This is a genomic window from Aliiglaciecola litoralis (assembly GCF_039523355.1).
Classification (GTDB): Bacteria; Pseudomonadota; Gammaproteobacteria; order Enterobacterales; family Alteromonadaceae; genus Aliiglaciecola; species Aliiglaciecola litoralis.
Window position 1 is genome coordinate 195,532 of the sequence record NZ_BAAAFD010000009.1, and the last position, 24,470, is coordinate 220,001.

Below are 24,470 nucleotides of genomic sequence, written 5' to 3' on the forward strand. Positions count from 1 at the left end.
TACCGTTATTAGAACCATAAAAAACTAAAAAATAAGTAATAATGGTAAAACTAAGGCAACTAAGATGGTTCGGAACTAATTGTGTTTAAAGAACTTTTCAAGAAAAAGGTATCTCAAATTATCGGTCTCGATATCGGCACACGGTATGTAAAAGCCGTGCTGTTTGAAAGCGAAGGTGACCAAATTAAGGTACAGAGTTTCGCATGCGAGCAGATAAACGGCAATGCCTTTACTGACAGAGAGATAAGAGATTTCGATGCAGTAGGCAATGCGCTTAAAAAAGTGAAGCTGGCATTGAAAACCAAGAAAAAAGATGTTGCTGTTGCCGTGTCAGGCTCTTCGGTGCTCAGTAAAGTCGTTTTCATGGATCCAGATCAACAAGATTTCGAATTAGAGAGCCAAATCGAGATCGAAGCCGACAGCTTAATCCCCTACCCGCTAGAAGAAGTTTACATGGACTTCGAAGAAATCGGTGAAAGCAAAACGCACACTGGTAAAGTCGATGTGCTACTGAGTGCTGCTCATAAAGATATGGTCGATAGCCGCATTACCTTATTAAGGGAAGTAGAGTTCGAACCCAAAGTAATGGACATAGAAGGATATGCATTAGGCAATGCAGTGCGTGAATTTGCTAACACAGAAGAAGGCAAAGCCAGTGTCTGCATTAATATAGGTGCATCTCAACTGCAACTTTGCGTGGTAAAAGACGACCGAGTGATCTATAGCAAAGAGCACAGCTTTGGTATGGACAGCCTGATCCAGGACTTAAGTATTATTCATACCTTAGATAAACAAGAAACAGAGCAACAGCTGGTCGCAGGAGAGTTACCTGCGACTTGGCGTCAAGACACTTTCCCTATCTTTTTAGCCAATTTGAATCAACATATTAGCCGCGCATTGCAGATGTATATCAGCTCAACTCATGCAGATCGCCCTGAACATATTTTAGTATGTGGCGGTGGTGCCAATATTGAAGAAATTGCCACTGACTTAGAAAATGAATTGGGTGTCAGCGTGAGTATCTTTAATCCATTTGCAAATATGCAAGTGTCAGAAAAAGCGGCTCAGCAAGGCTTTGATAAAGTAGCCCCGCAACTTGCCATAGCAGCAGGTTTAGCGTCAAGGAGCTTCAATCCATGTCACATGTAAATTTATTACCGTGGCGTGAAGTAATGCGCCAGCAACAGAAAAAAGAGTTTTTGACTCTGCTTTTCGCGGTTGCCTTGTTTGTGATGATCCTCGTATGGCTGGTAGGCATGTTAATAGATAGCCAAATCGCTAATCAAAACCAGCGTAATTCATTCCTTGAAGGACAGATTGCGGTATTAGATGCAGAAATCACCAAGATTAAAGATATCAAAGAGAGTAAGAAAGCCATCGAACAACGCATGGCGTTGATCGAACAACTGCAAACCAGCAGAAATGTCGCGCCAATTGTATTTGACGAACTTGCCAGAATGTTGCCACCAGGCGTTTCATTCCGTTCGTTCTCGCGTCAAGGCAATATCATTCAGGTTTCCGGTGTGAGCGAATCGAACAATCGGTTGTCTTCTTTCATGCGAAACATTGAAGAATCTAAAATATTTGGCAATGGCGAGCTATCTTCGATTGTTGCCGATACCTCTGCAACAGATGCGGTGAGTGAATTCAAGCTGACATTTTCTATCAACTCTGAAGTGGCTCCTGATTTTTCTGAAGCCGAGCAGGAGGTTCAGAAATGAAGTTTGATGTAAATAAACTCAAAGAGATGAACGAACTCGACTTCGAACAAGTGGCTAATTGGCCGTTTGAAGTTAAAACAGTAGTGACGTTGTTTATCGTTGTGTTAGTAGCAGTTGGCGGTTATTACGGTTTAATTTCTTCTAAGCTTCCAGTACTCGACAAAGTACAAGCTAAAGAAGCAGAACTAAAGCAAACGTTTGCTGCGAAATATCGGATTGCGGTAAACCTTGAGGCCTATGAAGAGCAACTTAAGCGCATCCAAGACGACTTTTCGTCGATGTTAAAATCATTGCCTACTAGCAATGAGACCCCTGGTTTAATAGACGATATTACCTTTGTAGGCACGACCGCAGGACTGACGTTTAGACTGATAAATTGGCAAAATGAGATCCCTAAGGAATTTTATACCGAGCTGCCAATTCAGATGGAAGTCACTGGCAGTTATCATGAGTTTGGTCAATTTGTGTCAAATATTGCCGGACTACCGCGGATCGTCACCCTGCATAATTTTGATATTACCCGAGACGGTGGTCAATTGAAGCTCCAACTACAAGCAAAAACTTATCGCACTGCGGTATCGGAGCAGTCAAAATGAAAAAGTTAACCGTCATTATCGCTGCTGCTTTACTTTGTGGCTGCGAAGCGCAAACCGATGATTTGGTCACCTATGTGGTAGAAGTGAAACAAAGTACGCCGGTAAGTATCGAACCTTATCCAGAGTTTAAAACTCAACCGGCTTTTGAATACAAGGCTGGTGATTTGCGTAGCCCATTTAAACGGCCTAGAAATGTTGCGGTGCAAACTACAGAGGCTAAGCGAGACAACTGCTTGCAACCGAATTTTAATAGAAAGAAACAACCCCTCGAGGCATTTGGCCTGGATGCATTATCAATCTCAGGCACTTTTACAAGTAAAGGGCGACAATGGGCATTGGTAACGGCAAACGATGGGTCGCTACATCGCGTTACTTCAGGAGATTATTTAGGTTTGTTTTTTGGAAAAATTACATCAATCAATGATGGCAAAATTTCGATAACTGAAATGCTGCCCGATGGCGCCGGTTGCTGGCAGGAAAACAACGCAACTTTGAGCATGTCCTCACAGGCAGGAGAAAATGACAATGTCTGAACGTTTTATCTTTAATAAAAAGCTAAACAAAGCGAATCGCACCTGGTATTGGCTTGCGTTAGCCGTGGTTGGAATGTCATTTGTATCGTTTAAGTCTTTGAGTCAAGAAACTCAGGTCGTGCTCGTTGATACTGACAAGCAAGTCGCGAGTGTTTTTCGCTCAAATATGACTGAGCTGGATTTTAAGCGCACATCCACAGGTGGTGCACGAGTGACCTTGGATTTCAGCAATACTGACTATCAAATGCAAATTTCGCAAACGGCGAATCGACTGATCCTTTCATTGCCTGCGGTAAAATTAGGTGCCGATCAGTTGTTCAAGTTAGACGTCGCTGATTTTGCAACTCAGGTAACAGAAATAGAAACTTATCAAGATACTAATGGCAGTCGCGTGGAATTTAACTTGCTGAGCAAAGCGGTATTTTCCCACAAGAAAAACGACGATAGTTTAATTATAGAAATTGAAAAAGCCCCTGAAGAAACGGCCAGCACATCAAGCAACGGCTTTAGCGGTGAGCCTATTTCATTAGATTTCCAAGATGTACCTGTGCGCCAAGTGCTGCAGATTATTGCGCAAGTAAACGGCTTTAATTTGGTCACCACTGACACAGTGTCGGGTAATGTTACTATTAGTTTGTCTGGTGTTCCTTGGGATCAAGCGCTTGAAATGATCCTGAAAATAAAGGGATTAGACAAACGACTTGAAGGTAATATTTTACTTATTGCGCCCTCTGAAGAGCTAACCGCAAGAGAGACTCAACAATTGCAATCGCAGCAACAGGTTGCTGATTTAGCGCCGCTTAATTCGGTTAATATCCAAATCAATTATGCCAAAGCATCAGAGATGGCGAGCATATTAAAATCGGCTGATTCTAGTATCCTTAGCCCGAGAGGCTCAGTGGCAATCGATGAGCGCACCAATACGGTGTTACTGCGCGATACTCAAGCTTCGATTGATGAAGCCCGAGCACTGATCGAAGCATTGGACATTCCAATTAGACAAGTGCTAATTGAATCACGCATGGTAACTGTGCGTGACAACGTTGACGAGCAACTGGGCGTGCGCTGGGGTTTCAGCGACCGTACAAGTGATGGCGGCGTATCAGGTTCATTGGAAGGTGCAGATGGCGTCGCAGGCGGCAGTTTCCCTTCTTTATCGGACCGTCTTAACGTAAATCTACCGGTTTCGAACCCAGCAGGACGTATCGGATTGCAAATTGCACGTTTAGTCGATGGTACCATCATTGATTTGGAACTCAGTGCGTTGGAGTCTGAGAACAAAGGTGAAATCATTGCTAGTCCGCGTATCACGGTGGCGAATCAGCGCGAAGCCTATATTGAACAAGGTACTGAAATTCCTTATGTGCAGGCCACCTCTAGTGGTGCAACATCAGTCGAATTCAAAAAAGCGGTATTAAGCTTGAAAGTAACACCACATATCACTCCTGATAACCGCATCATTTTGGATTTGGTTGTCACTCAAGATACACGTGGCGAAACGGTATCCACATCAACTGGACCTGCCATCGCAATAGATACTCAAGAAATTAGTACTCAAGTGTTGGTTGAGAATGGCGAGACAATCGTGCTTGGCGGTATTTTCCAACAAACCTCCACCGACGATGTTGCTAAAGTGCCATTACTGGGTGATCTACCTGTAGTTGGACATTTGTTCAAAAACACTCAACGAATTAACGAAAAGCGTGAGTTATTAATTTTTGTAACACCGAAGATCCTCGCAGAAAACCTGTAAACATCCTCCAAAACACCGATCCGTCGTCGTTAAACACGTCGAATCGGTGTTTTTTTGCAAAGACTTGCCACTACTGCACAACAAAACTTGCAAATTTCTGCCTTTAACTGAGATAATCCCGCTCTCGAAATTTTCGACGAGGTTTGGTTTACACCGTTCTACAATGAAACGGAACGGTATCTTTCAAAATTGGGCACGAAAACCCAATGAACTTGAGTTGTGATAAAAGCAAAAATGGCTGAAAAACGTAATATTTTTCTTGTTGGCCCGATGGGAGCTGGCAAAAGCACGATAGGAAGGCATCTCGCCGACGAACTTCATCTTGAATTTTTTGACTCAGATCAGGAAATTGAACGCCGCACAGGTGCTGATATCGCTTGGATATTTGACCTTGAGGGTGAAGACGGTTTTCGCCTGAGAGAAGAAGGTGTGATCAACGACTTGACCGATAAACAAGGGATCGTATTGGCAACGGGCGGCGGCTCAGTCGTCAGCAAAAATATCCGTAACCGTTTGTCAGCAAGAGGTATCGTGGTATATCTGCAAACGACTATCGACAAGCAAGTGGCACGTACTCAAAGAGACAAACGTCGTCCATTGTTACAAAATGATGATCCTGAAGCCGTATTAAGAGATTTAGCCGGCTCGCGTAATCCTTTGTATGAAGAAGTAGCTGATTACGTTGTAGATACCGACGACCAAAGTGCTCGCGCGGTGGCAAACCAAATCATAGAAAAAATCGGTCTGTAATTCTGATAACGTCGAGGTGAAGCGCTCATGTCAACAGTAAAAGTCGAGTTGGGTGAGCGTAGTTATCCTATCCACATTGATGCAGGCCTGTTGACCCGTCCCGGATCTTTTAGCGCCGATATTCCAAGTAAACGTGCAGTAGTGGTAACCAATGACGTGGTTTCACCGCTTTATTCAGAAGCCCTTCTAGCATCCCTCGAAGGGATCGATGTCAGCGTCATCACCTTACCTGATGGCGAACAGCATAAAAACCTCAGCAAATTTGAATACGTCATCACAGAACTACTTAGCCAACAAGCAGCACGCGACACCACATTAATTGCATTAGGTGGCGGAGTTATTGGTGATTTAACAGGCTTTGTGGCGGCAAGTTTTCAACGAGGCATGCCATTTATTCAAGTTCCGACTACCCTGCTGTCTCAAGTGGATTCTTCGGTGGGCGGAAAAACAGCGGTTAATCACCCGCTTGGCAAAAATATGATAGGCGCGTTTTATCAACCAAAGTCTGTGATTATTGATATCGACACACTCAAGACTTTACCGCAAAGGGAGTTTTCCGCAGGTATGGCGGAAGTGATTAAGTACGGCATTATTTATGATGCTGACTTTTTCACCTGGTTGGAAGAACACGCAGCGCAACTCAAAGCCTACTCAGCAGAACATTTAAAATATGTTATTCAACGATGCTGCGAAATTAAAGCAGAAATTGTTTCCAAAGACGAACGCGAACAAGGGGTTCGAGCATTGCTAAACCTTGGTCATACGTTTGGCCACGCGATTGAAGCGGAACAAGGTTATGGTAACTGGCTGCATGGTGAAGCGGTAGCCTGTGGCAGTGTCATTGCCGCTAAAGTGGCACTTCACAAAGGCTGGTTATCACAACAGGATTTAGACCGTATTATTGCCCTTACCGAGTCATTCAATTTACCGATAACACCACCTGCACAGATGGACTGCGATACGTTCATGCAGCATATGCAACACGACAAAAAAGTGCTAGCAGGCGCAATTCGTTTTATCATACCTCAGGGTATCGGTTGTGCCGTGGTGACCAAGGATGTTGAGCAGTCGATTCTGCGCACACTACTTGGATAACGAGAGCAAATTCAATGGCGATGAATGAGTTGCAAAGTAGACTTGAATATTTAGTTTCCTATTCTTCTCAACTTATTTTTATTGGTTGCGACAGTGCCTCTCAACAACAGAATGCATTACAACAATTTTTATCCAGTCAGCATGATAACGTCGATGTCGCCTACATCAATGCGCATGCGGAATTCACTGACATACAATGCCGGGCACAAATATATCAACAACTGCTCAATCAGACCGGATTTTCACAGTCACCGTTAAATGCGCATTTAATAAAAACACTTCCAGAGCAATCAGGACCTGTTTTGATCTGTATTTGTGCTGCGCAACACTTATCCGATTTAATTGTCAGTGAACTTTGGGATTTAGTCATCCAAAACAAAGAATACGGCAATGGTCGGCATTTAAATGTATTGCTTTTTGGTGACGCGCAATGGACCCATAATGCCAAAATTAATTTATCTGAAAGAAACGCCCACATCCCTATTCTATTGAGCACTGAGACAGTTTCATCTGAAACTGGCTTATCGCCGTTAGATGAATCGATTAGCGTTAATCGCGCACGAATTCAGGCAAAGCTGCAGGCCCAATCCAATTCAGCAACGGACGAGTTAGAAACGAGCAATTCAGTGATCCAGCAAGGCTGGTTCAAGTTACTTGCAATGCTGCTGTTTGTTGGCCTTTTTGGTGCCATTTTATTCTGGCAATATCCTCAAGAAATATCGCGTTTCTTACAACCGTCTTTTACCGAAACTCAGCAACAAGACATCGATAGTGAGCGTGTGCAGCAATCAGCTTTAAGCGATGAACCTGGCACTAGAAACGATATCAATGCAGAGTCCACTGAGCATGAAATGCAAGCCAGTAGCAATATCGCAGAGAAAGATACAAGCAAAACTAACAACACGCTGGCGATAACTAAATCAACTGAGCCCAGTGACAAACTTGACGACACTAAGCAAAATATTGAGGTCTCACAGAGTCAAGCACAAACTAAGATAGACACACAGGATCTAACGTCCCAATCGGAGGCCTTGGTGACTGACTGGAAAACCGAAGTCGATAAAATCAAACAAACTAAACCTAAACAAGTAACACAGGAAGTTACGGAAGACCCCCAACCAACCGAGCTGTCCGATGCCAATCCGCTTTTGTCACTCCCCGATGGGCGCTACCTGTTACAACTGGCTGCTATGGGTGATAGTAATATAAGAGATGACTACATTGTCGAACACGCTCTTGAGGACAACAGCTGGACATACACCACCCAAAGGTTTGGTGGCGATTGGCATGTGATACTGTTTGCGCAAACCTTTGAAAGCGTTGCCCAAGCAAGGAGTTACATTTCATCCTTACCAAGCACCATTGATCAAAGCCAACCTTTCGCTAAATCTAGCCAACAGATTAAGCAAGAATTATTAGCCGACGCTCCACAACAGTGAGATGAAACGGCTGAATTACGAGTGAATAAATGAAGAAAATCAAGCACAGAGCCTTCTTGAAGTGGGCGGGTGGAAAGTACGGTTTGGTTGAGGAAATCTGCCGCCGACTGCCAGAAGGTAAAAAGCTGATCGAACCCTTTGTGGGTGCAGGTTCGGTGTTTCTTAACACTGACTATGAGCGCTACATACTAAATGATATTAATCCAGATTTGATCGGCCTTTACACTGAGCTTAAAAACAACACTGAGTTCTTCATCTGCGAAGCTGAAAAGCTGTTTTGTGCGGCCAATAATCAGGAAAAACGGTTCTACGAACTTCGCAAGGAATTTAACCAAACCCAAGATCGCCAACTCAAATCCCTATTGTTCTTATATCTGAATCGACACGGCTACAATGGCCTATGTCGCTACAATCTATCTGGCGGTTTCAACGTGCCATTTGGCCGGTACAAAGCGCCCTATTTCCCTAAAAAAGAACTCTATTACTTTGCCGAAAAATCACAAAAAGCGACCTTTACCTGTGAACCCTTTCAACAGTCATTTAAGCGCGCCAGAAAATCCGATTTGGTGTACTGCGATCCCCCTTACGCTCCCATTAGTTTGACGGCGAACTTTACCAATTACAGTATCAATGGTTTTTCGCTAGATGAGCAACTAATACTGGCCAAATTGGCTGAACATAATGCCAATAAAAAGAAAGTAACTGTGCTGATAAGCAATCACGATACCCCCTTCACTCGGGAAATTTATAGTCAGTCAGATATGAGCCAAATTATGGTCAGCCGCACCATCAGTCAAAATGCGGGGACTCGTAATAAGGTAGGTGAATTATTAGCCTTGTATTTGCCTTCATAGTCACTGTAAAAGGCGTGCAGTAAATATGACCTTGCTCCGGAAATATGGGGATTAAAAACGATAAAGGGACAATTAAGGAAGTACGAGTTTAACCAAAACGACCAAGCTTACCACTAAGCCAACAACGAAGATTATCCCAACTATCAAATAGGGGACGAACGATTTTTGTTGAAAATCATGTTGGTAGTTTTGCTGAGATTGCACCCCAAACACGCTGGCGGCGACACTTTTGAACACGTTCCAAAGGGAGTTATTTGATTTACCTTGCGACAACTTACTGATTGCCGCTACGGTGATCGTTTGAATCTTCAGTGGTTCTTGACAATAATTCAAGCAAATCTAAATAATGGAATTGAAAACTCGGTGAGCGACCAGAGAACCATTTAGTCCAGCTGACGCCAGTTTCTGGTTTATTGAATGCACAGCGATTCATTGGGTGACTCACTGGGAAACTCGCGTTAAAGGCAACTTGCTCAACGTTCGCACAAAATCCATCGCCACTGGCAAACTGTGTTTGCGCCATTACGAGAACGGCAAATAGGGCACTGCCAAATACTGACACACTGGCTTTTAACTTCCTGTTCATATGCTCACTCTTAGTTACACTCTAATGAAGTTAGTATACGCCTGTTTAAAAAACCAGCAACGCTTGTTAACTTCGTATCCTGCCATTTATCGCATGATTGGCCAAATTGTACGCTGTAAATGAAAAAAAGCCAGCTCAAAAGCTGGCTTTGGGTATATTTTGTTCACTTGGCTCAACTTAGAAACTTGTCCCCCAGCTGACCACAAATTTAGTGTCATCACCTTTGCCTGCCCCTGCCGCTTCTTCATCGGCTTTAGAAATAGTAAAGGTAAAATCACCTTTGGCTAAATCTAATTGGAAATGACCATAATCTGAATCGCTACCCGCGTCGAAATCATAGTATCCATAACTCAGCCCCAGTGAAAACTCCTCTGGGAGATCAAAGCCATAACTGACACTGTAGTATAAGTCGCCGGTGTCAAAAATTGAGCCTTCTGCTACTTGACTGTTAACGGTGTATGCGACGCCAAAACCAAACGCTTTGTAGGTACCATTAAAGTAGACTTCGCCGAAGTTTGAATCTTCAAACCCATCGGTAGGAAAGGCGTAATAAATGTATCCAAGGTCATATCCGAAATCACCTGACTCCCCACCAAAACCTAAGTAGTAGTCATTCTCCGTTCCAGCGCCAGAACCAAAATCAATCGAGCCGATCCAAGTACCTGCGTAAAACCCGCTATCATGGGAATAGTCGATACCACCAGATACAGACACATCGTCTGAACTTTGGCTTACCCCGCGCCACAAATAGTTGCTCGTTACGCCTATATTGGCTTCAACCCCAGCCAATGCAGTTGAACTAAAACTGGAAGCAGATAATACCGCTACAGCCAACGCGGCCAATTTCATAGATTTCATACGTGTTCTCCGAATTTTTGGTGTAATCAATATATTAGTAATTATTATTGTGAGTTATTTTCTGTTGCTGCCTTAATTAAGGCAATTCTAATGCCGCTAATGAAAATCTGCCACAAAACTGACTAACATATTGTTTTATTTGGTTTTAAAATTATTTTAAGGCATTATTTAAAATCGGACACTCAGCTAAATCAGCGACGTATCGCACCACTGTGAGCCACTAGCACTAAGTTGGTGCGTTGGAAGCGCTTTAGTCTCTACTCGAATTTAGTTAAAGTGTGCGCAAAAACCACGGAGTCAAGCATGTTACCTTTTCTTATTGCGCCATCTATCCTCTCTGCCAACTTTGCCTTTCTCGGTCAGGAAGTCGACAAGGTCATTCAAGCAGGTGCGGATTTGATCCATTTTGATGTGATGGACAACCATTACGTGCCAAACTTAACCATTGGTCCATTGGTATGTAAATCGCTCGTGGATTACGGAGTTAGCAAACCGATTGATGTGCATTTGATGGTAGAGCCCGTTGATCAAATGATTGAAAGCTTCGCATCTGCAGGGGCTAACCGCATTAGTTTTCACCCTGAAGCCACTCGCCATGTAGATCGTAGTTTGCAATTAATTACCGATAATGGTTGTGAAGCCGGTTTAGTGATCAATCCAGCAACGTCTTTGGATTGTTTAGAGCATGTTATGGATAAACTGGATTTTGTGCTTCTTATGTCGGTCAATCCGGGCTTTGGCGGGCAGCAATTTATCCCGCACACCTTAGACAAAATAAGATTAGTCAAGCAACGCATACAGGAATCAGGTAAGCAAATTCGAATTGAAATTGACGGTGGCGTAAAAGTCGATAATATTCGCAGCATTGCAGAAGCAGGGGCAGATACCTTTGTCGCCGGCTCAGCCATTTTCAATCAACCGGATTACAAGCACGTTATCGACCAAATGCGTGCTGAATTAAGTAAAATATCGGTGGCTTAAATCAGCCAAGTTAATAATACATAAACCTATTTTTATAACCAGAAGAACATTAAAACTATGAACAAACCCATCGTATTGAGCGGCTGTCAGCCATCTGGACAACTTACCATCGGCAACTATATGGGAGCACTGCGCCAGTGGGTTGATATGCAACCTTCTTACGATTGTTTGTACATGTTGGTCGACTTGCATGCCATCACGGTTCGCCAAGATCCCAAGGCGTTGTATGACGCGTGCTTAGACGGTTTATCACTGTATTTAGCCTGTGGTATTGACCCCAAGCAAAGCACTATTTTCTTGCAATCCCATGTGCCGGAGCATGCGCAACTCGCTTGGGTACTCAATTGCTATACGCAAATGGGTGAATTAAATCGCATGACGCAATTTAAAGATAAGTCAGCTAAGAACGTATCTAACATCAATGTCGGTTTGTTTAGTTACCCCACGTTAATGGCTGCGGATATTCTGTTGTATCAGGCAAATCAGGTGCCAGTGGGTGATGATCAAAAGCAACATTTAGAGTTAACCCGTGATGTAGCAACACGCTTTAATAACATCTACGGTGACGTATTTGCCATCCCTGATCCCTATATTCCAGAGTTTGGTGCCCGCATTATGAGTTTGCAAGAACCAACCAAAAAGATGTCAAAGTCAGATAACAATCCAAACAACTTCGTTGGTTTATTAGAAGAGCCGAAGAAAATTTCGAAGAAAATTAAACGAGCAGTCACCGACTCTGATGAGCAAGCACGGATCTATTTCGATGTCGCAGAGAAACCGGGCGTCTCTAACCTATTATCATTGTTGTCGTGTGCAACGGGTCAATCCATTGAATCTTTAGTTCCGGCGTATGAAGACAAGATGTATGGGCATTTGAAAACCGATGTTGCCGATGCGGTGGTTGCCTTGTTAGAGCCAATGCAAGAACGATATCACGCGATCCGTAATGATCGTCAATATCTTGATGAGGTTATGCGAGATGGCGCGCTAAAAGCCAGCGAACGTGCACAGCAAACCCTACAAAACGTCTATCAAGCTGTGGGTTTTTTAGCTAAACCTTAAACAGGGCTGAGTAAAGGCTGCATGCTGTTACTAATTGATAACTATGATTCCTTCACCCATAACCTAGCTCGCTATTTTCGCGAGCTAGGACAGCAGGTCGAAGTAGTCCGTAACGACCAAATCACTGTTGCCCAAATTGCTGAGATCGCACCACGGTATTTGGTTTTTTCACCTGGACCTTGCACGCCTAATGAAGCCGGCGTAACACTCAGTGCAGTGAAGGCGTTTGCGGGCAACATCCCAATGTTAGGCGTGTGCTTAGGACACCAGGCAATAGGTCAAGTTTTTGGTGCCAATGTCATTGTTGCGCGCCACATCATGCACGGCAAAACGTCGATGTTACAGCACAGTAATAGCCCGCTGTTTAACAACATTGAGACACAGTTTCAAGCCACCAGATACCACTCATTAATACTCGATGCGGCAAGTATTTCGGAGCAATTTCAGATGACCTGTTGGTGTGATGAACTCGGTGACATTGAACCTATGGCAATTGAACATAAAAGCTTACCTATTGTTGGGGTGCAATTTCATCCAGAGTCATTGCTAACGCCTGATGGACATAAAATTCTACAAAATTTTATCTCGCTGGCCGATAGCTGGTATCAAAGTTCTGATAATAGAGTTACTTAAGGTTTAATTTTCACAGACTTACTGATACCTTATCGTAAGGCTGCCCTTTATAAGAAAAGGCGTGACTAAGTTTCATGACTGATCATTCACAATTAAAAAATGAGATAACATCTCGCTTCAATCACATGACCGTCAGTCTTCGACTAGCACAACGTGCAATGGGGTTGGCAACGGAAAGCTTAACGTTTGAGCAAACCGAGCAAGGTGACGCACGCAGGAAATTACTGCGCGTAGAGAAACAAGCGATTCGAGACAAGGCGCTCAATGAGCGGTCTCATATCAATTTCGTCAACAGTATTCGCGAAATGCTGCATCTCGAAATCACCAAACGATTAGAAGAAAAACTGCGCAACCCAGATCACCTCTACTACCACGTACTCGGGTTCGATAGTCGACTTCCTGAGTTATTGGATTTGCTGTCAGTCAGAGCGAGTTCGATTTCACGCATTGAACCCATAGCCGCAAGCATGCCTTGGCTTTATGATGAGTTAATTAGACTGATCAACACACCGAAATATCGTCGCATGGACAATAAAGGCAAAGTTGTTAATGTAGATAGTTTACGAGTAGCGTTGAGTTATTTGGGGATCGAAAACCTCAAAATGATCATTCCATCTATAGCGCTAAGGCGCAGCTTGCCGCAAATTACCGACCCATTTCCAGAAATTAAAACCCGTATTTTTGATGCGGCCATTGGCACAGCGATGTCGTGCAAAAAATTGGCAAGCATTAGCGAACTAGATGAATACACCTGTTTTATGTTGGGCTTTTTGCACGATATTGGCAAAGCGGTGATCGTACGTTTGTTTTTCATCTTGTTTGATGAAGTACAACGTGAAGCTATTGCTGAAGCACAAAATGAACGAAAGCGAGATGAGCACAGTGCATTGCTAGAAATAGAGCCCTCGGATGAATATCTGATGGGTATTATCGAGCAATATGGTTATGCTCTGTCTGCTGAACTGGTGCATAAAATGCGATTTAAACGATTGTTTGTTGCTGCTCCAATGCAAGAATTTGCACAGCAAAAAGCGCTTAATGAGATGTCGCCATTGGCCAAACTTTTAACTCAAGCAGTCGCCTACAACCGATATCGCACGTTAAAACAACACCGAATGATCAGTGTCGATGAAGCAAAAGATTTTTTGAGCCAATTTCATTTCCCGAAAGGCGCTTTATCTGTATTAAAAACAACCGATTTGCGCGAATTAGATATCAATATGGATATTTTCTGAGGCTCGTTTTTCGTTTTCAGGACAAAATCAGACATTTTTTTCTACATTATTTTTACATATTCATGCAAGGTTAAAACCCAGCTCGGCGATTTATTTGTGCAGGGCTTGTTACTCCTAGCTAAACAATCCGCTAATAACTCAATCTGACATTTTTCAACGACCTAAATTGACAACCAAATGCAGGCCCGATTATGCGCCTCAATGGGGGGAGCCAGCCGCTCACTGCTGTTTGCCTGTTAATCAATCGAGCGTAGAGTCAACACCCTATTTTCCGCTTACCGAGACACCCATTCCAAGCGAGACAAAATTGCCTCAATGTGAAACTAAATAGTTATTCATATTTACTGCAAAAATAGCTTAAGCCCTTTAATTTTAAGGCGTTACGCTGTAGTTGATAGAGACTTACTGTTTGCATTCTGGCATAATACGCCGTCCAAATCGGTCGTATTTCTGCACTAATGATGACTAATTTCAAGCCAACATGGCTTTCCAGTAGTGTCAGACCAGAACAACAGTGAGGTATAAAAATGCAAGTAACACGCGAAACGTTTGACGAAGTAATGGTACCCAATTACAACCCTGCGGCTATTGTGCCAGTTAAGGGCTTGGGATCTCGTGTTTGGGATCAAAATGGGGATGAGTACATTGACTTTGCCGGTGGTATCGCGGTCAACTCGCTAGGCCACTGTCATCCTGAGCTTGTCGCTATTTTGAAAGAACAAGGCGAAACCCTATGGCACCTAAGTAATGTGTTCACCAACGAACCGGCTATCCGTTTAGCTAAAAAGCTGACAATGGCAACCTTTGCAGAACGCGTCTATTTTGCCAATTCTGGTGCCGAAGCTAACGAAGCGGCGCTTAAATTAGCTCGTCGTTATGCCATTGACCACTTCTCTGCAGATAAAAATCAAATCATTGCGTTTAACCAAGGTTTCCACGGTAGAACATTTTTCACCGTGACTGTGGGTGGCCAAGCTGCCTACTCTGATGGATTTGGTCCTAAGCCTGGCGCAGTGGAGCACGTAGACTTCAACGACTTAAGTGCTCTAGAAGCCATGATGTCTGACAAAACCTGTGCAGTAATGATGGAACCTCTTCAAGGTGAAGGTGGCATTATTAGCCCAACACAAGAGTTTGTTGAAGGCGTTCGCGCGTTATGTGACAAATACAATGCCCTGCTTATTTTTGATGAAGTTCAATCAGGCATGGGCCGCACTGGTCATTTATATGCTTATATGGGATTTGGCGTAACACCCGATATTCTTACCACGGCAAAATCAATGGGTGGTGGTTTTCCAATCGGCGCTATGTTGACCACGGCTAAAATTGCCGCGAGTCTCAAACCCGGAACTCACGGTAGTACCTATGGTGGAAACCCTCTCGCCTGTGCGGTAGCGGAAAAAGTACTAGATATCATCAATCAACCTGAAGTTTTATCAGGTGTATTGCATAAAGAGCAATTATTTCGCGATGGACTAAAAGCAATTAATGACAAATATCATGTGTTCGATGAAATACGTGGTAAAGGCATGTTGCTTGGTTGTGCACTGAATGAAAAGTATAAAGGTAGAGCGAGAGACTTCCTAGTTGCCTCAGCTTCACACAAATTAATGTGCTTGGTAGCGGGCGCAAATGTAGTACGTTTCGCTCCGTCGTTAGTTATTCCTGATGAAGATATCAAACAAGGATTAGCGCGATTTGAAAAAGCGGTTGCACAGGTAGTGAGTGCCTAATTTTTGGTAGTTTCAAAAGAGAGTACGCCACGATGAAAGTGATACGTCCAATTGCGTCAACTGATTATCAAGCATTGCATAGCTTTGCCGTGGAATCAGGGATCGGATTTACCTCATTGCCCGTTAATGAGGCTTTGCTTCGCAGTAAAATAGAGCGCTCTGAACATGCATTTGACAAACAGGTGGATCAACCTGGCAATGAGGGCTACCTGTTTGTAATGGAAGATATTGAAACCGGAGAAGTGGTTGGTACCAGTGGCATAGAAGCCACCGTCGGCCTCGACGATGCGTTTTACCATTATCATTTGGGCAAAGTTGTGCATGCGTCACGTGAATTGAAGGTGCACAACACCGTTGATATTTTGACCCTGTGCAATGACTACACTGGCGTGTCTGAAATCTGTACCTTGTTTCTAAGAGAAAGCGCCAGAAAAGGCAGCAACGGTAGGCTGCTGTCCAAATTCAGATTCTTGTTTATGATGGAGCATCAAACTCGATTTGCTGAGACTGTTATTGCTGAAATGCGCGGCGTGAGCGATGACAATGGTCAATCGCCATTCTGGCAATGGCTTGAAGAACACTTTTTCTCAATGGACTTTCCCACTGCCGATTATTTAACGGGTATTGGAGACAAAGTATTCATCGCCGAGTTAATGCCCAAATACCCAATTTATGTCAGCCTGTTGAGCAAAGCAGCGCAGGCGGTTATTGGTAAAGTGCATGAAAAAACTCAGCCAGCGCTTAAGTTATTGCAACAAGAAGGGTTTAGTTGCCAAGGGTATGTCGATATCTTTGATGCCGGACCTACCGTTGAGGCAAACCTTCAACATATCCGTACCGCCCAAGCCAGTCGCAAAATGCAGGTGGTAATAGATGATAAAAAGGCCGAAGAAGCGCCGCTTTATTACGTAATCAATACACATATCAAACAGTTTCGTGCAAAAACGACTGCCCTTGCCGTTGATAAAGAGCAGCAGGTTGCTTATTTATCACAAAAGTGCGCACAAGCATTACTGGTTGAGAACGGTGACAGCATCCGCTTTGCGCCAACACGTCTAGACTGTTCAAGTTAATACAGGATACATCTTATGAGCACACAAGCACATTTTATCGCGGGTCAATGGACCGCGGGCCTTGGTCATGATATCCAATCGATTGATCCGGCTAAGAAAGCCGTAATATGGAGCGCAAAATCAGCTTCCAGCGAACAAATTGATCTTGCGGTTAAAAGCGCAAGACAAGCGTTTCTTGGTTGGAGTGATACGACCTTTGAAGAGCGTTTAAGTATTGCCAAACGTTATGCGCAGTTACTGACCGACAACAAGCCAGCGTTAGCATTGGCGATTGCACAAGAAACTGGAAAGCCATTGTGGGAAACAGCAACTGAGGTTGCTGCCATGATTGGTAAAATAGGCATTTCAGAAAAAGCCTATCAGGATCGTACCGGCACGGTTGAGAATCCTATGCCTGTTGGCAAAGCCTTTATTCGACACAAGCCACATGGCGTTGTGGCAGTATTTGGCCCCTACAATTTCCCCGGCCACCTGCCTAATGGCCACATAGTTCCGGCATTATTAGCGGGGAATACGATTGTTTTTAAACCCAGTGATTTAACCCCGTTAGTTGCTGAAAAAATGGTGCAGCTATGGGAGCAAGCAGGGTTGCCTGCAGGCGTGCTTAACCTTGTTCAAGGTGAAGTGGAAACCGGTAAAGCGCTCGCTGCTCACCATGATATTGACGGTTTGTTTTTTACTGGCAGTTCGCGCACGGGTAAATTACTGCATGAACAATTTGCTGGACATCCAGGTAAAATTCTTGCGTTGGAGATGGGCGGTAACAACCCATTGATCGTGAAGGATGTAAAAGATATTGATGCTGCGGTTCATGACATCGTGCAGTCTGCGTTTGTCACATCAGGACAACGCTGTACGTGCGCTCGCCGTTTGTTCATTAAAAACGATGCTCAAGGCGACGCATTACTGAATCGTTTAGTTGAAGTGACTAAGCAGATTAAAGTTGGTCAATATGACGATGACGAACAACCCTTCATGGGCGCAATGATTTCCAAACAAGCTGCCAGCGGCATGGCAAAAGCACAAGCCGAACTGCAACAACTTGGTGGCGTTTCATTGGTTGAGCTGCAACATATGGATACTGAATCGGGCTTTGTTTCGCCAGGGATCATTGATGTTACTAAGATCATCGATAGCATGCCAGATGAAGAGCACTTTGGACCTCTTCTGAAAGTGTGTCGTTACGACGATTTTGATGCAGCGATTGATCATGCAAACAACACCAGTTTTGGTTTAAGTGCTGGTTTTCTAGGTGATAGCCAAGAAGACTACCAACACTTTTTCAAACGGATCCGGGCCGGTATTGTTAACTGGAACCGCCCTATTACTGGCGCCAGCAGTGCCGCACCTTTTGGTGGCATTGGTGATAGCGGTAATCACAGAGCAAGTGCGTACTACGCTGCAGACTACTGTGCATTCCCAGTGGCGTCTGTTGAATTGGACAAGGTCACCTTACCTGGAACCTTGAGTCCAGGACTCACTTTTTAATGAAACTTGACGCCATAGGGAACTATCCCTATGGCTCTAACCCTTTAGTAACCCTACTCAGAGATTAAGCTGTTTTATGCACACGAATATAGACACGTTGTTTGCCAACCTTTGGCAAGATTATGTTGCCATTACGCCTTCGGCGCAAAAGGTCCATGAATTATTAGGTGAGTTCGCCGGACAGGCAGAGCTGATCAACGATCATGTTGCTTTCAGAACGTTCAATATTGACAAAATCAATCTCGACAAACTGGCCAAACACTTTTTAGCCCTCGGTTATGAAGAGAAAGGTCAGTACGATTTTGAGCAAAAGAAGTTAAAGGCTAAGCATTTCGAACATGCCGATACTAACAAACCAAAGGTCTTCATCAGTGAACTTTTGGTGGATGCGTTTCCTGAAAACGTCCAATCAATTATTCATCGCATGGTAGAGAATATTGATCCTAACGCTGCTCAGCAAGATGACTTTCTGTATTCAGGAACGCATTGGCAAGTATCTAGTGAAGACTACGAGACCTTGTTAGACGCGTCTGAATATGCAGCATGGATGGCAGCGTGGGGCTTTAGAGCCAATCATTTCACGGTCTCGGTAAATCACTTACAACACTTTCAAGTGCTGGCCGACGTGAATAGCCAACTTAAAGAAGCGGGTTTTGTGCTCAATACCTCTGGTGGTGAGATTAAAGGTGGACCTGAAGTGCACCTAGCGCAATCTTCAACCATGGCAGATCACATTGAAGTACAGTTCTCAGATACTAAAAAGCGTATTCCTAGCTGTTTCTACGAATTCGCTCAGCGCTATAAAATGGCTAACGGTGAATTGTACCAAGGGTTTGTTGCCACCTCTGCGGATAAAATATTCGAAAGTACCAACGCTAAGAACTAACGGCCAAGGGCTTAGGTAGAAGCTTGAGGTGTTGGGCTGTCATCAGTAACAACACTCTCACAGACCACTTCACACACCTTGAGCATTTGTCGATAGTGAACGCTTTCATAAAGGCCAAAACCTGACAAAGTTTTGGCCTTTATTTTTGTCAAATATGGGCTGCTCATGCCAGCTAAGAAACGACTAAACAGCTCAGCGGAAAGACCATATCCCGTAGCGCTTAGTAGTGAGTGATGAAGGCGAGTGCCTACTTCATGCAATTGCTGGCTATTAATTTGATTATTATTTTGCGGTTTCGGCAAGCTGATTATATTACCATTGCAAACGCTGCAATGACCGCAATCTTGAGTTTGGCTAGTATCTCCAAAATACTCACTCAATTGTCTGCTTAAACATTGTGGGCTTTGAAAAAACGCAACCATTTTCCCAATCCTGTCGATTTCAGCTTCCTCACGTTGTTTGAAGTATTGCTGTAAATGGGTGGCAAGTTCCGGCTCTGTTAATTTTTGCTGATTGACTTTATACACATCCGTATGCCGCTGAGATTGCAGTTCTATCCACTGCTTTTGATGCATAAACTCCAACGCATCTAACACCCTGCTTCGATAAGACGGATAGTGATTTTGTAAGCTACCTTGGTCCAACACTGACCAGACTTTTTTATGCTCGCAATGGGCAAAAATCGCTTGTACAAAGGTTAGCCTTTCATCACTGAATTGTGCCTCGATTTCCTGCTGTGATGCTATCAAGCGAAATCGAATAGATGAAAAATAGCCGAACAAGGGTTCAATTACTTGCCTTAATTCCAATTGTACTAATAAGGTTTTTAACGCCAATGGCCGAATATTTGTCTGATTTGAAAGCGGCACAAGTTGCACCTCCCATTGCTCGGCGATGGTTTCATTATCGGCCATCTGCAATAGGTGTTTGATACTCCGCGGTTCTGGCGTATCGGCAAATATAAAGTTTTCCAATCTGGTTAAATTCGTTAAATTTGCCAAGGTAACGCAGTCGGCCTGGTTACCATCGCGCCCTGCTCTGCCAATTTCCTGACTGTAACTTTCAATCGACTTTGGCAGCTCATAATGCACCACAAAGCGAATGTTGGCTTTGTCTACCCCCATACCAAAAGCAATAGTGGCTACCACGACATCTAACGTATCTTGCATAAAAGCCTGTTGTACTTGCAAGCGCTGATTATCCGGAAGTCCAGCGTGATAACACTTTGCATTGATACCTTGCTGGCGCAACAAGGCCGCGAGTTCTTCCGCTTGCTTTTGCAAGGTTACATAAACAATACCGGCCCCAGAAAACTGTTTTAATAGGCTGGTCAGACGCTGTGCTTTTTCAGATTCCGCAACTGACTCAGCGGCCAAATGTAAGTTTTCGCGGTAAAACCCCGTCTGTACAACGTGCTCATCATTGATGGCGAACTTTTGCGCCATGTCTTGCTTGACTGCAGGGGTTGCCGTGGCAGTAAGTAACAACGCTTGCGGAATACCCAAAGTACGCTGGTGATCAGGCAGTTTGAGGTAATCCGGACGAAAATTATGGCCCCACTCAGAGATGCAATGGGCCTCATCAACCACCAACAGTGACACTTTCACCGCTTGAATAAATTGTCTAAAACGTTCATTTTTAAAGCGCTCAACCGACACCATCAGTATCTTAAGCTGGTCGGCTTTAACTTGTGCCATAATGTCACGCACTTGGTCATAGCTCAGCGTTGAATCAATTTTCGCCGCCGCAATGCCTTTGCTGTGCAAGAAATCCAATTGATCCTGCATCAACGCCAATAGTGGAGAAACGACCAAGGTCAAATGAGGCAATTTTAACGCGGTATATTGGTAACACAGAGACTTGCCCGAACCGGTGGGAAAGATAGCTAGGCATGAATGGCCGGCTAACAATGTCTCTATTGCTAGTTGTTGGCCTAATTTGAATTCTTTGAACCCAAAAACTTGGCTAAGTAATTCCTTGTCTGCCTGTTCCAAAACACGGTCCTATTGTTAGTTTCAATAATAATGATCCTAGGCGCAGGGCTAGGTATTAGCAATCGACTTAAGCAAAACTGTCCGTTTTTCTGTACTTTGATCGCACTGGAATAATGCTTTGCAAAACCGGAGGTGCGAACAAAACACTTTGTTATGGTGAAGTAGTATGACCATCAAGCGATTTTGCTTGGTATCCGGTTGACTTAATTTCAATAGATTTTATCTATCGGACTTGTTGTGCCCGATGAGTGTTGACCAATAACATGAGTATAAATTTGAGTTGTTTTTAAATCTGTATGCCCTAGCAACTCTTGAACTGTTCGGATATCCGTTCCTCGTTTGAGCAGTTGAGTGGCAAATGAATGGCGAAAAGTATGAGCGGTGACGTGCTTACAAATCCCAGTTTGTGTTACCGCTTTCCTTAGTGCTTTCGTCAGCGACGTCCAGTGTAGGTGATGACGGCAATAGTAACCCTCTATGGGATGTTTACTTCTTACCGTAGATGGAAAAAGGTATTGCCATTTGAACTCTACAACAGCATAGGGGTATTTTTTTGCAAGACTAGAAGAAAGGCTGGTTTTGCCTTCACCTTCAGCAATATCTTTATCATGGATATTGCGAACCTTTGCGATTTGGGATTTAAGTGGCTCAATCAGACTATCGGGTAAGATGGTTACGCGATCTTTGCCACCTTTACCTCGAAATACATAGACATTATTCGAGTCAAAATCGATATCTTTAATGCGCAACCTCAATAGCTCAGCCTTTCTCAGACCGCAACCATACAATAAAGAGAACATAAGTTTATAGTGACCAGACATTAAATTAATCAGCGCCATTGCCTCATCGTGGGATAAGACAGTTGGCATCCTCTTGGGCGCTCGCGCCCTTACCGTATCGGGCAGCAATGTTAATTCGCGATGTAAAACATGTTTGTACATGAACACAATGGCACACAACGCTAAATTTTGAGTTGAGGAAGTAACGTGACGATCAACGGCTAAATGGGTTAAAAAGTTGGTAACTTCGTGCTCCCCCATATCCTGCGGATGCTTTTTTTTATTGAATAAAATAAATCGCTTTATCCAAACTAAGTACGCTTTTTCAGTTTGAATTGAATAGTGCTTCGTACGCAATATCTGTCTAATGCTTTCCAAAAAGGGAGAGAGTACCATAAAAATATCCTTATCATTTATTCCATGAATTACTAAGAAGACTTAGTAACATCAATAATAGAAGTAGAATGGCTAAGTCAGGGTATTGATTTGGCTAATTTAATGATTAAACAGACCGATGAAATACCAATACTTCATAGTAAATCCCGCAAAGAAAAATAACTTTAGTACTTAGATCACTTTGCAATGTATTGATAATTGGTTAGATTAGAAAAAATATTAACTGTAGGTGGCTTGGAGATACGAAGGTACCTACATAATAAGCTGTTATATGTCACTAGGTTTGGTTATTTATTATGTTTAAAGTTAAAGCACTTTTTATTGCTGGAATTGCTTTACTCTTAGAGGGCTACTTCCAAATTGTTCGTGACGTTATGCCAGTTGATTTTTTTAATCAAACTTCAGGCGAAGATGTTTATTATAAAGTAGTAATCGCACAAGACGGTTTTAATGGAGATATTGTTTTTTATACTCTCGGTGTTTTGTTATTAGTATTAGCGGTGCTTTTGTTACGCAAGTCTAAACGTGGCGCACATGACATATAACAATCCAATCAACCTGACACAAACTCGCGGCCATTGTTCGTGCCTCACAAAGTGTAGGCCACGTGTTTGTGCAGTCTATTAGGGGCGTTATATTCACTTAGCTAGCAGGATGCTATGAATTCATATTTAGATGAAAATTTCCCAAAGTTAAAAATTGAAAAGCCTTTGTTCTACAATTGGCCTATCGGTTTAAGATTTGAAATTGGGCAAGATGAATTAGAAGCAAGTGACGAATACTTTAATGCTGCGCATGTACGTGCAGTTTCAATTTTCGAATCTGTATTTGGCCACAACGATGAAATAGAATTAATTTATCAACAATATTCTGATGGCCGTAAAAAAATCAGGAAAGGTAGTTTTATCTTTAAACAAATAGAACCTACTAAAAACGACTTAGCTAAATACTCAGATGTCCGTGATATTTACGATCTAAATTACAAATCAGAGTGCTGGAAAAGAGTAAATTTGCCAAGCCTCAGTCTTAAATCTATCAACTATAAAAATATACTGCTTTCATTAATTCATACCGATTTTAGTTGTCGTTCCCCATCAATATCAGGAGAATGTTTCTTCATTAATAAATCTAAAAATATCATCGTGAATTTATACGATGATCGTGGCATGGATGTAATAAGCGCTAGTAAAAATGAACTTATATCTTTGTATAATAAGCATAATGATTGGCTGCTAAATTACGATCGTGAAAAAATGGATTTGGTGTTCTCGTGAATATAACAAGTCATTCAAAAGGACAAAAAACAGTTGGCTTTTGCTCCTTCGTCGCTAATTTTAGCCAACCATTTTTTGCCTCTTAATGAGGCGTTATGTAGCAAGAGTATGATTCAAGCATTAGCTATTACTGAAATTCCATTTACAGGTGAAAACGTTGAAATTACCAATTTAAATTGGAATTTTGATGAAGCAACTATTGATATTTATTCTCCTAGCGAGAAGAAAGAACTAAAGGTGCGTTTCAATAACGAATTTGGTCCTTGTGCTTTAAGATTACTGGATGAATCAGACTTAAGTGAAAACTGGCAAGCTATAAACATGTCAGGTGGTTGGCTATATAAAGTTACTTCGGGAGGCTGGTTTGAGCAAGAATCAAAGAGAGATGGATTTTTATTACAGCACTCATCAAATATATACAAAGAGTATTTAATTATCGGTTTAGATGCTTGTGTTTCCGTTTTAACGAAAGAAGATGTCACAATTCTAGATCATGATAAAAAGGTAGTGGCAACAATAGCTACATAACAAGTCACTCAAGTAGGACAAATAACAGTTGGCTTTTGCTCCTTCGTCGCTTATTTTAACCAACTATCATTTGCCTCTTAGTGGGGCGTTAGGTGTAGAACTTACCCAAAAAAAGTGGACATCTCTTATAGTTAGATAAGAGGTGATTTATGGAACGCAAAAAGAAAGCACAACCTTATACTGAAACTTTTCGCAAAGAGGCTGTTCGCAGGGCAGATCTTCC

At 43.0% G+C, this 24,470-nt stretch carries 25 protein-coding genes; 20 read left to right on the forward strand and 5 right to left on the reverse strand.

All coding sequences use genetic code 11. The features are described from left to right. Positions 1-81: 81 nt before the first annotated feature. From pilM to ABD036_RS15110, 9 genes are all read left to right on the forward strand, one after another. A complete protein-coding gene (gene pilM / locus ABD036_RS15070) occupies positions 82-1,149 on the forward strand; it encodes a type IV pilus assembly protein PilM (protein WP_343861365.1) in 1,068 nt (355 codons plus the stop codon). Next, on the forward strand, positions 1,137-1,721 hold the full coding sequence (locus ABD036_RS15075) for a PilN domain-containing protein (RefSeq protein WP_343861366.1): 585 nt from the start codon (positions 1,137-1,139) through the stop codon (positions 1,719-1,721). The genes pilM and ABD036_RS15075 overlap by 13 nt, the downstream gene beginning before the upstream one ends. Beyond that, on the forward strand, positions 1,718-2,317 hold the full coding sequence (locus ABD036_RS15080; RefSeq protein ID WP_343861368.1) for a type IV pilus inner membrane component PilO: 600 nt from the start codon (positions 1,718-1,720) through the stop codon (positions 2,315-2,317). The genes ABD036_RS15075 and ABD036_RS15080 overlap by 4 nt, the downstream gene beginning before the upstream one ends. Further along, positions 2,314-2,850, forward strand: coding sequence for a pilus assembly protein PilP (locus ABD036_RS15085; RefSeq protein WP_343861370.1), 537 nt, complete (start codon positions 2,314-2,316; stop codon positions 2,848-2,850). The genes ABD036_RS15080 and ABD036_RS15085 overlap by 4 nt, the downstream gene beginning before the upstream one ends. Further along, on the forward strand, positions 2,843-4,603 hold the full coding sequence (locus ABD036_RS15090) for a type IV pilus secretin PilQ (protein WP_343861372.1): 1,761 nt from the start codon (positions 2,843-2,845) through the stop codon (positions 4,601-4,603). The genes ABD036_RS15085 and ABD036_RS15090 overlap by 8 nt, the downstream gene beginning before the upstream one ends. Positions 4,604-4,837: 234 nt before the next feature. Further along, the gene (gene aroK / locus ABD036_RS15095) at positions 4,838-5,353 is read left to right on the forward strand and encodes a shikimate kinase AroK (protein WP_343861418.1); all 516 of its coding nucleotides are present in this window, start codon (positions 4,838-4,840) and stop codon (positions 5,351-5,353) included. Positions 5,354-5,380: 27 nt separating this feature from the next. Beyond that, positions 5,381-6,448: a 3-dehydroquinate synthase gene (gene aroB / locus ABD036_RS15100; RefSeq protein ID WP_343861374.1), complete on the forward strand. Its 1,068-nt coding sequence runs from the start codon at positions 5,381-5,383 to the stop codon at positions 6,446-6,448. Between the two features lie 14 nt (positions 6,449-6,462). Then, complete coding sequence (locus ABD036_RS15105; RefSeq protein ID WP_343861376.1) at positions 6,463-7,887, forward strand: SPOR domain-containing protein; 1,425 nt, start codon at positions 6,463-6,465, stop codon at positions 7,885-7,887. A 29-nt stretch (positions 7,888-7,916) separates the two neighbouring features. After that, positions 7,917-8,741 (forward strand): Dam family site-specific DNA-(adenine-N6)-methyltransferase, encoded by an 825-nt coding sequence (locus ABD036_RS15110; protein ID WP_343861378.1) that lies wholly within the window; start codon positions 7,917-7,919, stop codon positions 8,739-8,741. A 72-nt stretch (positions 8,742-8,813) separates the two neighbouring features. Here the strand turns inward: ABD036_RS15110 and ABD036_RS15115 are convergent, their stop codons facing one another. The 3 genes from ABD036_RS15115 to ABD036_RS15125 all read right to left on the reverse strand — a co-directional run bounded on the left by ABD036_RS15115 (position 8,814) and on the right by ABD036_RS15125 (position 10,185). Next, positions 8,814-9,023: a DUF2970 domain-containing protein gene (locus ABD036_RS15115; RefSeq protein ID WP_425542583.1), complete on the reverse strand. Its 210-nt coding sequence runs from the start codon at positions 9,021-9,023 to the stop codon at positions 8,814-8,816. After that, complete coding sequence (locus ABD036_RS15120) at positions 9,016-9,327, reverse strand: hypothetical protein (RefSeq protein WP_343861382.1); 312 nt, start codon at positions 9,325-9,327, stop codon at positions 9,016-9,018. The genes ABD036_RS15115 and ABD036_RS15120 overlap by 8 nt, the downstream gene beginning before the upstream one ends. Before the next feature lie 177 nt (positions 9,328-9,504). Then, positions 9,505-10,185 carry a TorF family putative porin gene (locus ABD036_RS15125; protein ID WP_343861384.1) on the reverse strand — a complete coding sequence of 227 codons (681 nt, stop codon included), beginning with the start codon at positions 10,183-10,185 and terminating at the stop codon, positions 9,505-9,507. A 303-nt stretch (positions 10,186-10,488) separates the two neighbouring features. On the opposite strand from ABD036_RS15125, the gene rpe reads away from it, so the two are divergent. The 8 genes from rpe to ABD036_RS15165 all read left to right on the forward strand — a co-directional run bounded on the left by rpe (position 10,489) and on the right by ABD036_RS15165 (position 19,276). Next, a complete protein-coding gene (gene rpe, locus ABD036_RS15130; RefSeq protein ID WP_343861386.1) occupies positions 10,489-11,166 on the forward strand; it encodes a ribulose-phosphate 3-epimerase in 678 nt (225 codons plus the stop codon). A 57-nt stretch (positions 11,167-11,223) separates the two neighbouring features. After that, positions 11,224-12,228, forward strand: a complete 1,005-nt coding sequence (trpS, locus tag ABD036_RS15135) for a tryptophan--tRNA ligase (RefSeq protein ID WP_343861388.1) — start codon at positions 11,224-11,226, stop codon at positions 12,226-12,228. Positions 12,229-12,249: 21 nt separating this feature from the next. Then, positions 12,250-12,861 carry an anthranilate synthase component II gene (locus ABD036_RS15140; protein WP_343861390.1) on the forward strand — a complete coding sequence of 204 codons (612 nt, stop codon included), beginning with the start codon at positions 12,250-12,252 and terminating at the stop codon, positions 12,859-12,861. A 74-nt stretch (positions 12,862-12,935) separates the two neighbouring features. Further along, a complete protein-coding gene (locus ABD036_RS15145) occupies positions 12,936-14,096 on the forward strand; it encodes an HDOD domain-containing protein (RefSeq protein ID WP_343861392.1) in 1,161 nt (386 codons plus the stop codon). A gap of 527 nt (positions 14,097-14,623) precedes the next feature. After that, on the forward strand, positions 14,624-15,829 hold the full coding sequence (locus ABD036_RS15150) for an aspartate aminotransferase family protein (RefSeq protein ID WP_343861394.1): 1,206 nt from the start codon (positions 14,624-14,626) through the stop codon (positions 15,827-15,829). A 32-nt stretch (positions 15,830-15,861) separates the two neighbouring features. Next, positions 15,862-16,902, forward strand: a complete 1,041-nt coding sequence (astA, locus tag ABD036_RS15155; RefSeq protein WP_343861396.1) for an arginine N-succinyltransferase — start codon at positions 15,862-15,864, stop codon at positions 16,900-16,902. A 15-nt stretch (positions 16,903-16,917) separates the two neighbouring features. Beyond that, positions 16,918-18,390 (forward strand): succinylglutamate-semialdehyde dehydrogenase, encoded by a 1,473-nt coding sequence (gene astD / locus ABD036_RS15160; protein ID WP_343861398.1) that lies wholly within the window; start codon positions 16,918-16,920, stop codon positions 18,388-18,390. Between the two features lie 76 nt (positions 18,391-18,466). After that, positions 18,467-19,276 (forward strand): DUF1338 domain-containing protein, encoded by an 810-nt coding sequence (locus ABD036_RS15165; protein ID WP_343861400.1) that lies wholly within the window; start codon positions 18,467-18,469, stop codon positions 19,274-19,276. A gap of 11 nt (positions 19,277-19,287) precedes the next feature. Here ABD036_RS15165 and ABD036_RS15170 read toward each other — a convergent pair whose 3' ends face one another. Together ABD036_RS15170 and ABD036_RS15175 are read right to left on the reverse strand one after the other, a co-directional pair. Next, a complete protein-coding gene (locus ABD036_RS15170; protein ID WP_343861402.1) occupies positions 19,288-21,270 on the reverse strand; it encodes a RecQ family ATP-dependent DNA helicase in 1,983 nt (660 codons plus the stop codon). A 209-nt stretch (positions 21,271-21,479) separates the two neighbouring features. Then, positions 21,480-22,445: an integron integrase gene (locus ABD036_RS15175; RefSeq protein ID WP_343861404.1), complete on the reverse strand. Its 966-nt coding sequence runs from the start codon at positions 22,443-22,445 to the stop codon at positions 21,480-21,482. Positions 22,446-22,741: 296 nt separating this feature from the next. Here ABD036_RS15175 and ABD036_RS15180 point away from each other — a divergent pair, with 296 nt between their 5' ends. The 3 genes from ABD036_RS15180 to ABD036_RS15190 all read left to right on the forward strand — a co-directional run bounded on the left by ABD036_RS15180 (position 22,742) and on the right by ABD036_RS15190 (position 24,247). After that, on the forward strand, positions 22,742-22,990 hold the full coding sequence (locus tag ABD036_RS15180; protein ID WP_343861406.1) for a hypothetical protein: 249 nt from the start codon (positions 22,742-22,744) through the stop codon (positions 22,988-22,990). A gap of 114 nt (positions 22,991-23,104) precedes the next feature. Next, entirely contained in the window at positions 23,105-23,719 is a 615-nt protein-coding gene (locus ABD036_RS15185; protein WP_343861408.1) for a DUF3885 domain-containing protein, read from the forward strand. 108 nt (positions 23,720-23,827) lie between these two features. Further along, positions 23,828-24,247, forward strand: a complete 420-nt coding sequence (locus ABD036_RS15190) for a hypothetical protein (RefSeq protein ID WP_343861410.1) — start codon at positions 23,828-23,830, stop codon at positions 24,245-24,247. The last annotated feature ends 223 nt before the right edge of the window (positions 24,248-24,470 follow it).

Excerpts from the sequence above, each read along its gene's own strand:
- ABD036_RS15180 (WP_343861406.1), top strand. The coding sequence starts at position 22,742 with ATGTTTAAAGTTAAAGCACTTTTTATTGCTGGAATTGCTTTACTCTTA.
- rpe (WP_343861386.1), top strand. The coding sequence starts at position 10,489 with ATGTTACCTTTTCTTATTGCGCCATCTATCCTCTCTGCCAACTTTGCC.
- ABD036_RS15120 (WP_343861382.1), bottom strand. The coding sequence starts at position 9,327 with ATGAACAGGAAGTTAAAAGCCAGTGTGTCAGTATTTGGCAGTGCCCTA.
- ABD036_RS15175 (WP_343861404.1), bottom strand. The coding sequence starts at position 22,445 with ATGGTACTCTCTCCCTTTTTGGAAAGCATTAGACAGATATTGCGTACG.
- ABD036_RS15165 (WP_343861400.1), top strand. The coding sequence starts at position 18,467 with ATGCACACGAATATAGACACGTTGTTTGCCAACCTTTGGCAAGATTAT.
- ABD036_RS15140 (WP_343861390.1), top strand. The coding sequence starts at position 12,250 with ATGCTGTTACTAATTGATAACTATGATTCCTTCACCCATAACCTAGCT.
- ABD036_RS15125 (WP_343861384.1), bottom strand. The coding sequence starts at position 10,185 with ATGAAATCTATGAAATTGGCCGCGTTGGCTGTAGCGGTATTATCTGCT.
- ABD036_RS15075 (WP_343861366.1), top strand. The coding sequence starts at position 1,137 with ATGTCACATGTAAATTTATTACCGTGGCGTGAAGTAATGCGCCAGCAA.
- astA (WP_343861396.1), top strand. The coding sequence starts at position 15,862 with ATGAAAGTGATACGTCCAATTGCGTCAACTGATTATCAAGCATTGCAT.
- trpS (WP_343861388.1), top strand. The coding sequence starts at position 11,224 with ATGAACAAACCCATCGTATTGAGCGGCTGTCAGCCATCTGGACAACTT.
- ABD036_RS15150 (WP_343861394.1), top strand. The coding sequence starts at position 14,624 with ATGCAAGTAACACGCGAAACGTTTGACGAAGTAATGGTACCCAATTAC.
- ABD036_RS15085 (WP_343861370.1), top strand. The coding sequence starts at position 2,314 with ATGAAAAAGTTAACCGTCATTATCGCTGCTGCTTTACTTTGTGGCTGC.
- ABD036_RS15190 (WP_343861410.1), top strand. The coding sequence starts at position 23,828 with ATGATTCAAGCATTAGCTATTACTGAAATTCCATTTACAGGTGAAAAC.
- ABD036_RS15110 (WP_343861378.1), top strand. The coding sequence starts at position 7,917 with ATGAAGAAAATCAAGCACAGAGCCTTCTTGAAGTGGGCGGGTGGAAAG.
- ABD036_RS15105 (WP_343861376.1), top strand. The coding sequence starts at position 6,463 with ATGGCGATGAATGAGTTGCAAAGTAGACTTGAATATTTAGTTTCCTAT.
- ABD036_RS15080 (WP_343861368.1), top strand. The coding sequence starts at position 1,718 with ATGAAGTTTGATGTAAATAAACTCAAAGAGATGAACGAACTCGACTTC.
- ABD036_RS15090 (WP_343861372.1), top strand. The coding sequence starts at position 2,843 with ATGTCTGAACGTTTTATCTTTAATAAAAAGCTAAACAAAGCGAATCGC.
- astD (WP_343861398.1), top strand. The coding sequence starts at position 16,918 with ATGAGCACACAAGCACATTTTATCGCGGGTCAATGGACCGCGGGCCTT.
- aroK (WP_343861418.1), top strand. The coding sequence starts at position 4,838 with ATGGCTGAAAAACGTAATATTTTTCTTGTTGGCCCGATGGGAGCTGGC.
- ABD036_RS15145 (WP_343861392.1), top strand. The coding sequence starts at position 12,936 with ATGACTGATCATTCACAATTAAAAAATGAGATAACATCTCGCTTCAAT.
- ABD036_RS15185 (WP_343861408.1), top strand. The coding sequence starts at position 23,105 with ATGAATTCATATTTAGATGAAAATTTCCCAAAGTTAAAAATTGAAAAG.
- aroB (WP_343861374.1), top strand. The coding sequence starts at position 5,381 with ATGTCAACAGTAAAAGTCGAGTTGGGTGAGCGTAGTTATCCTATCCAC.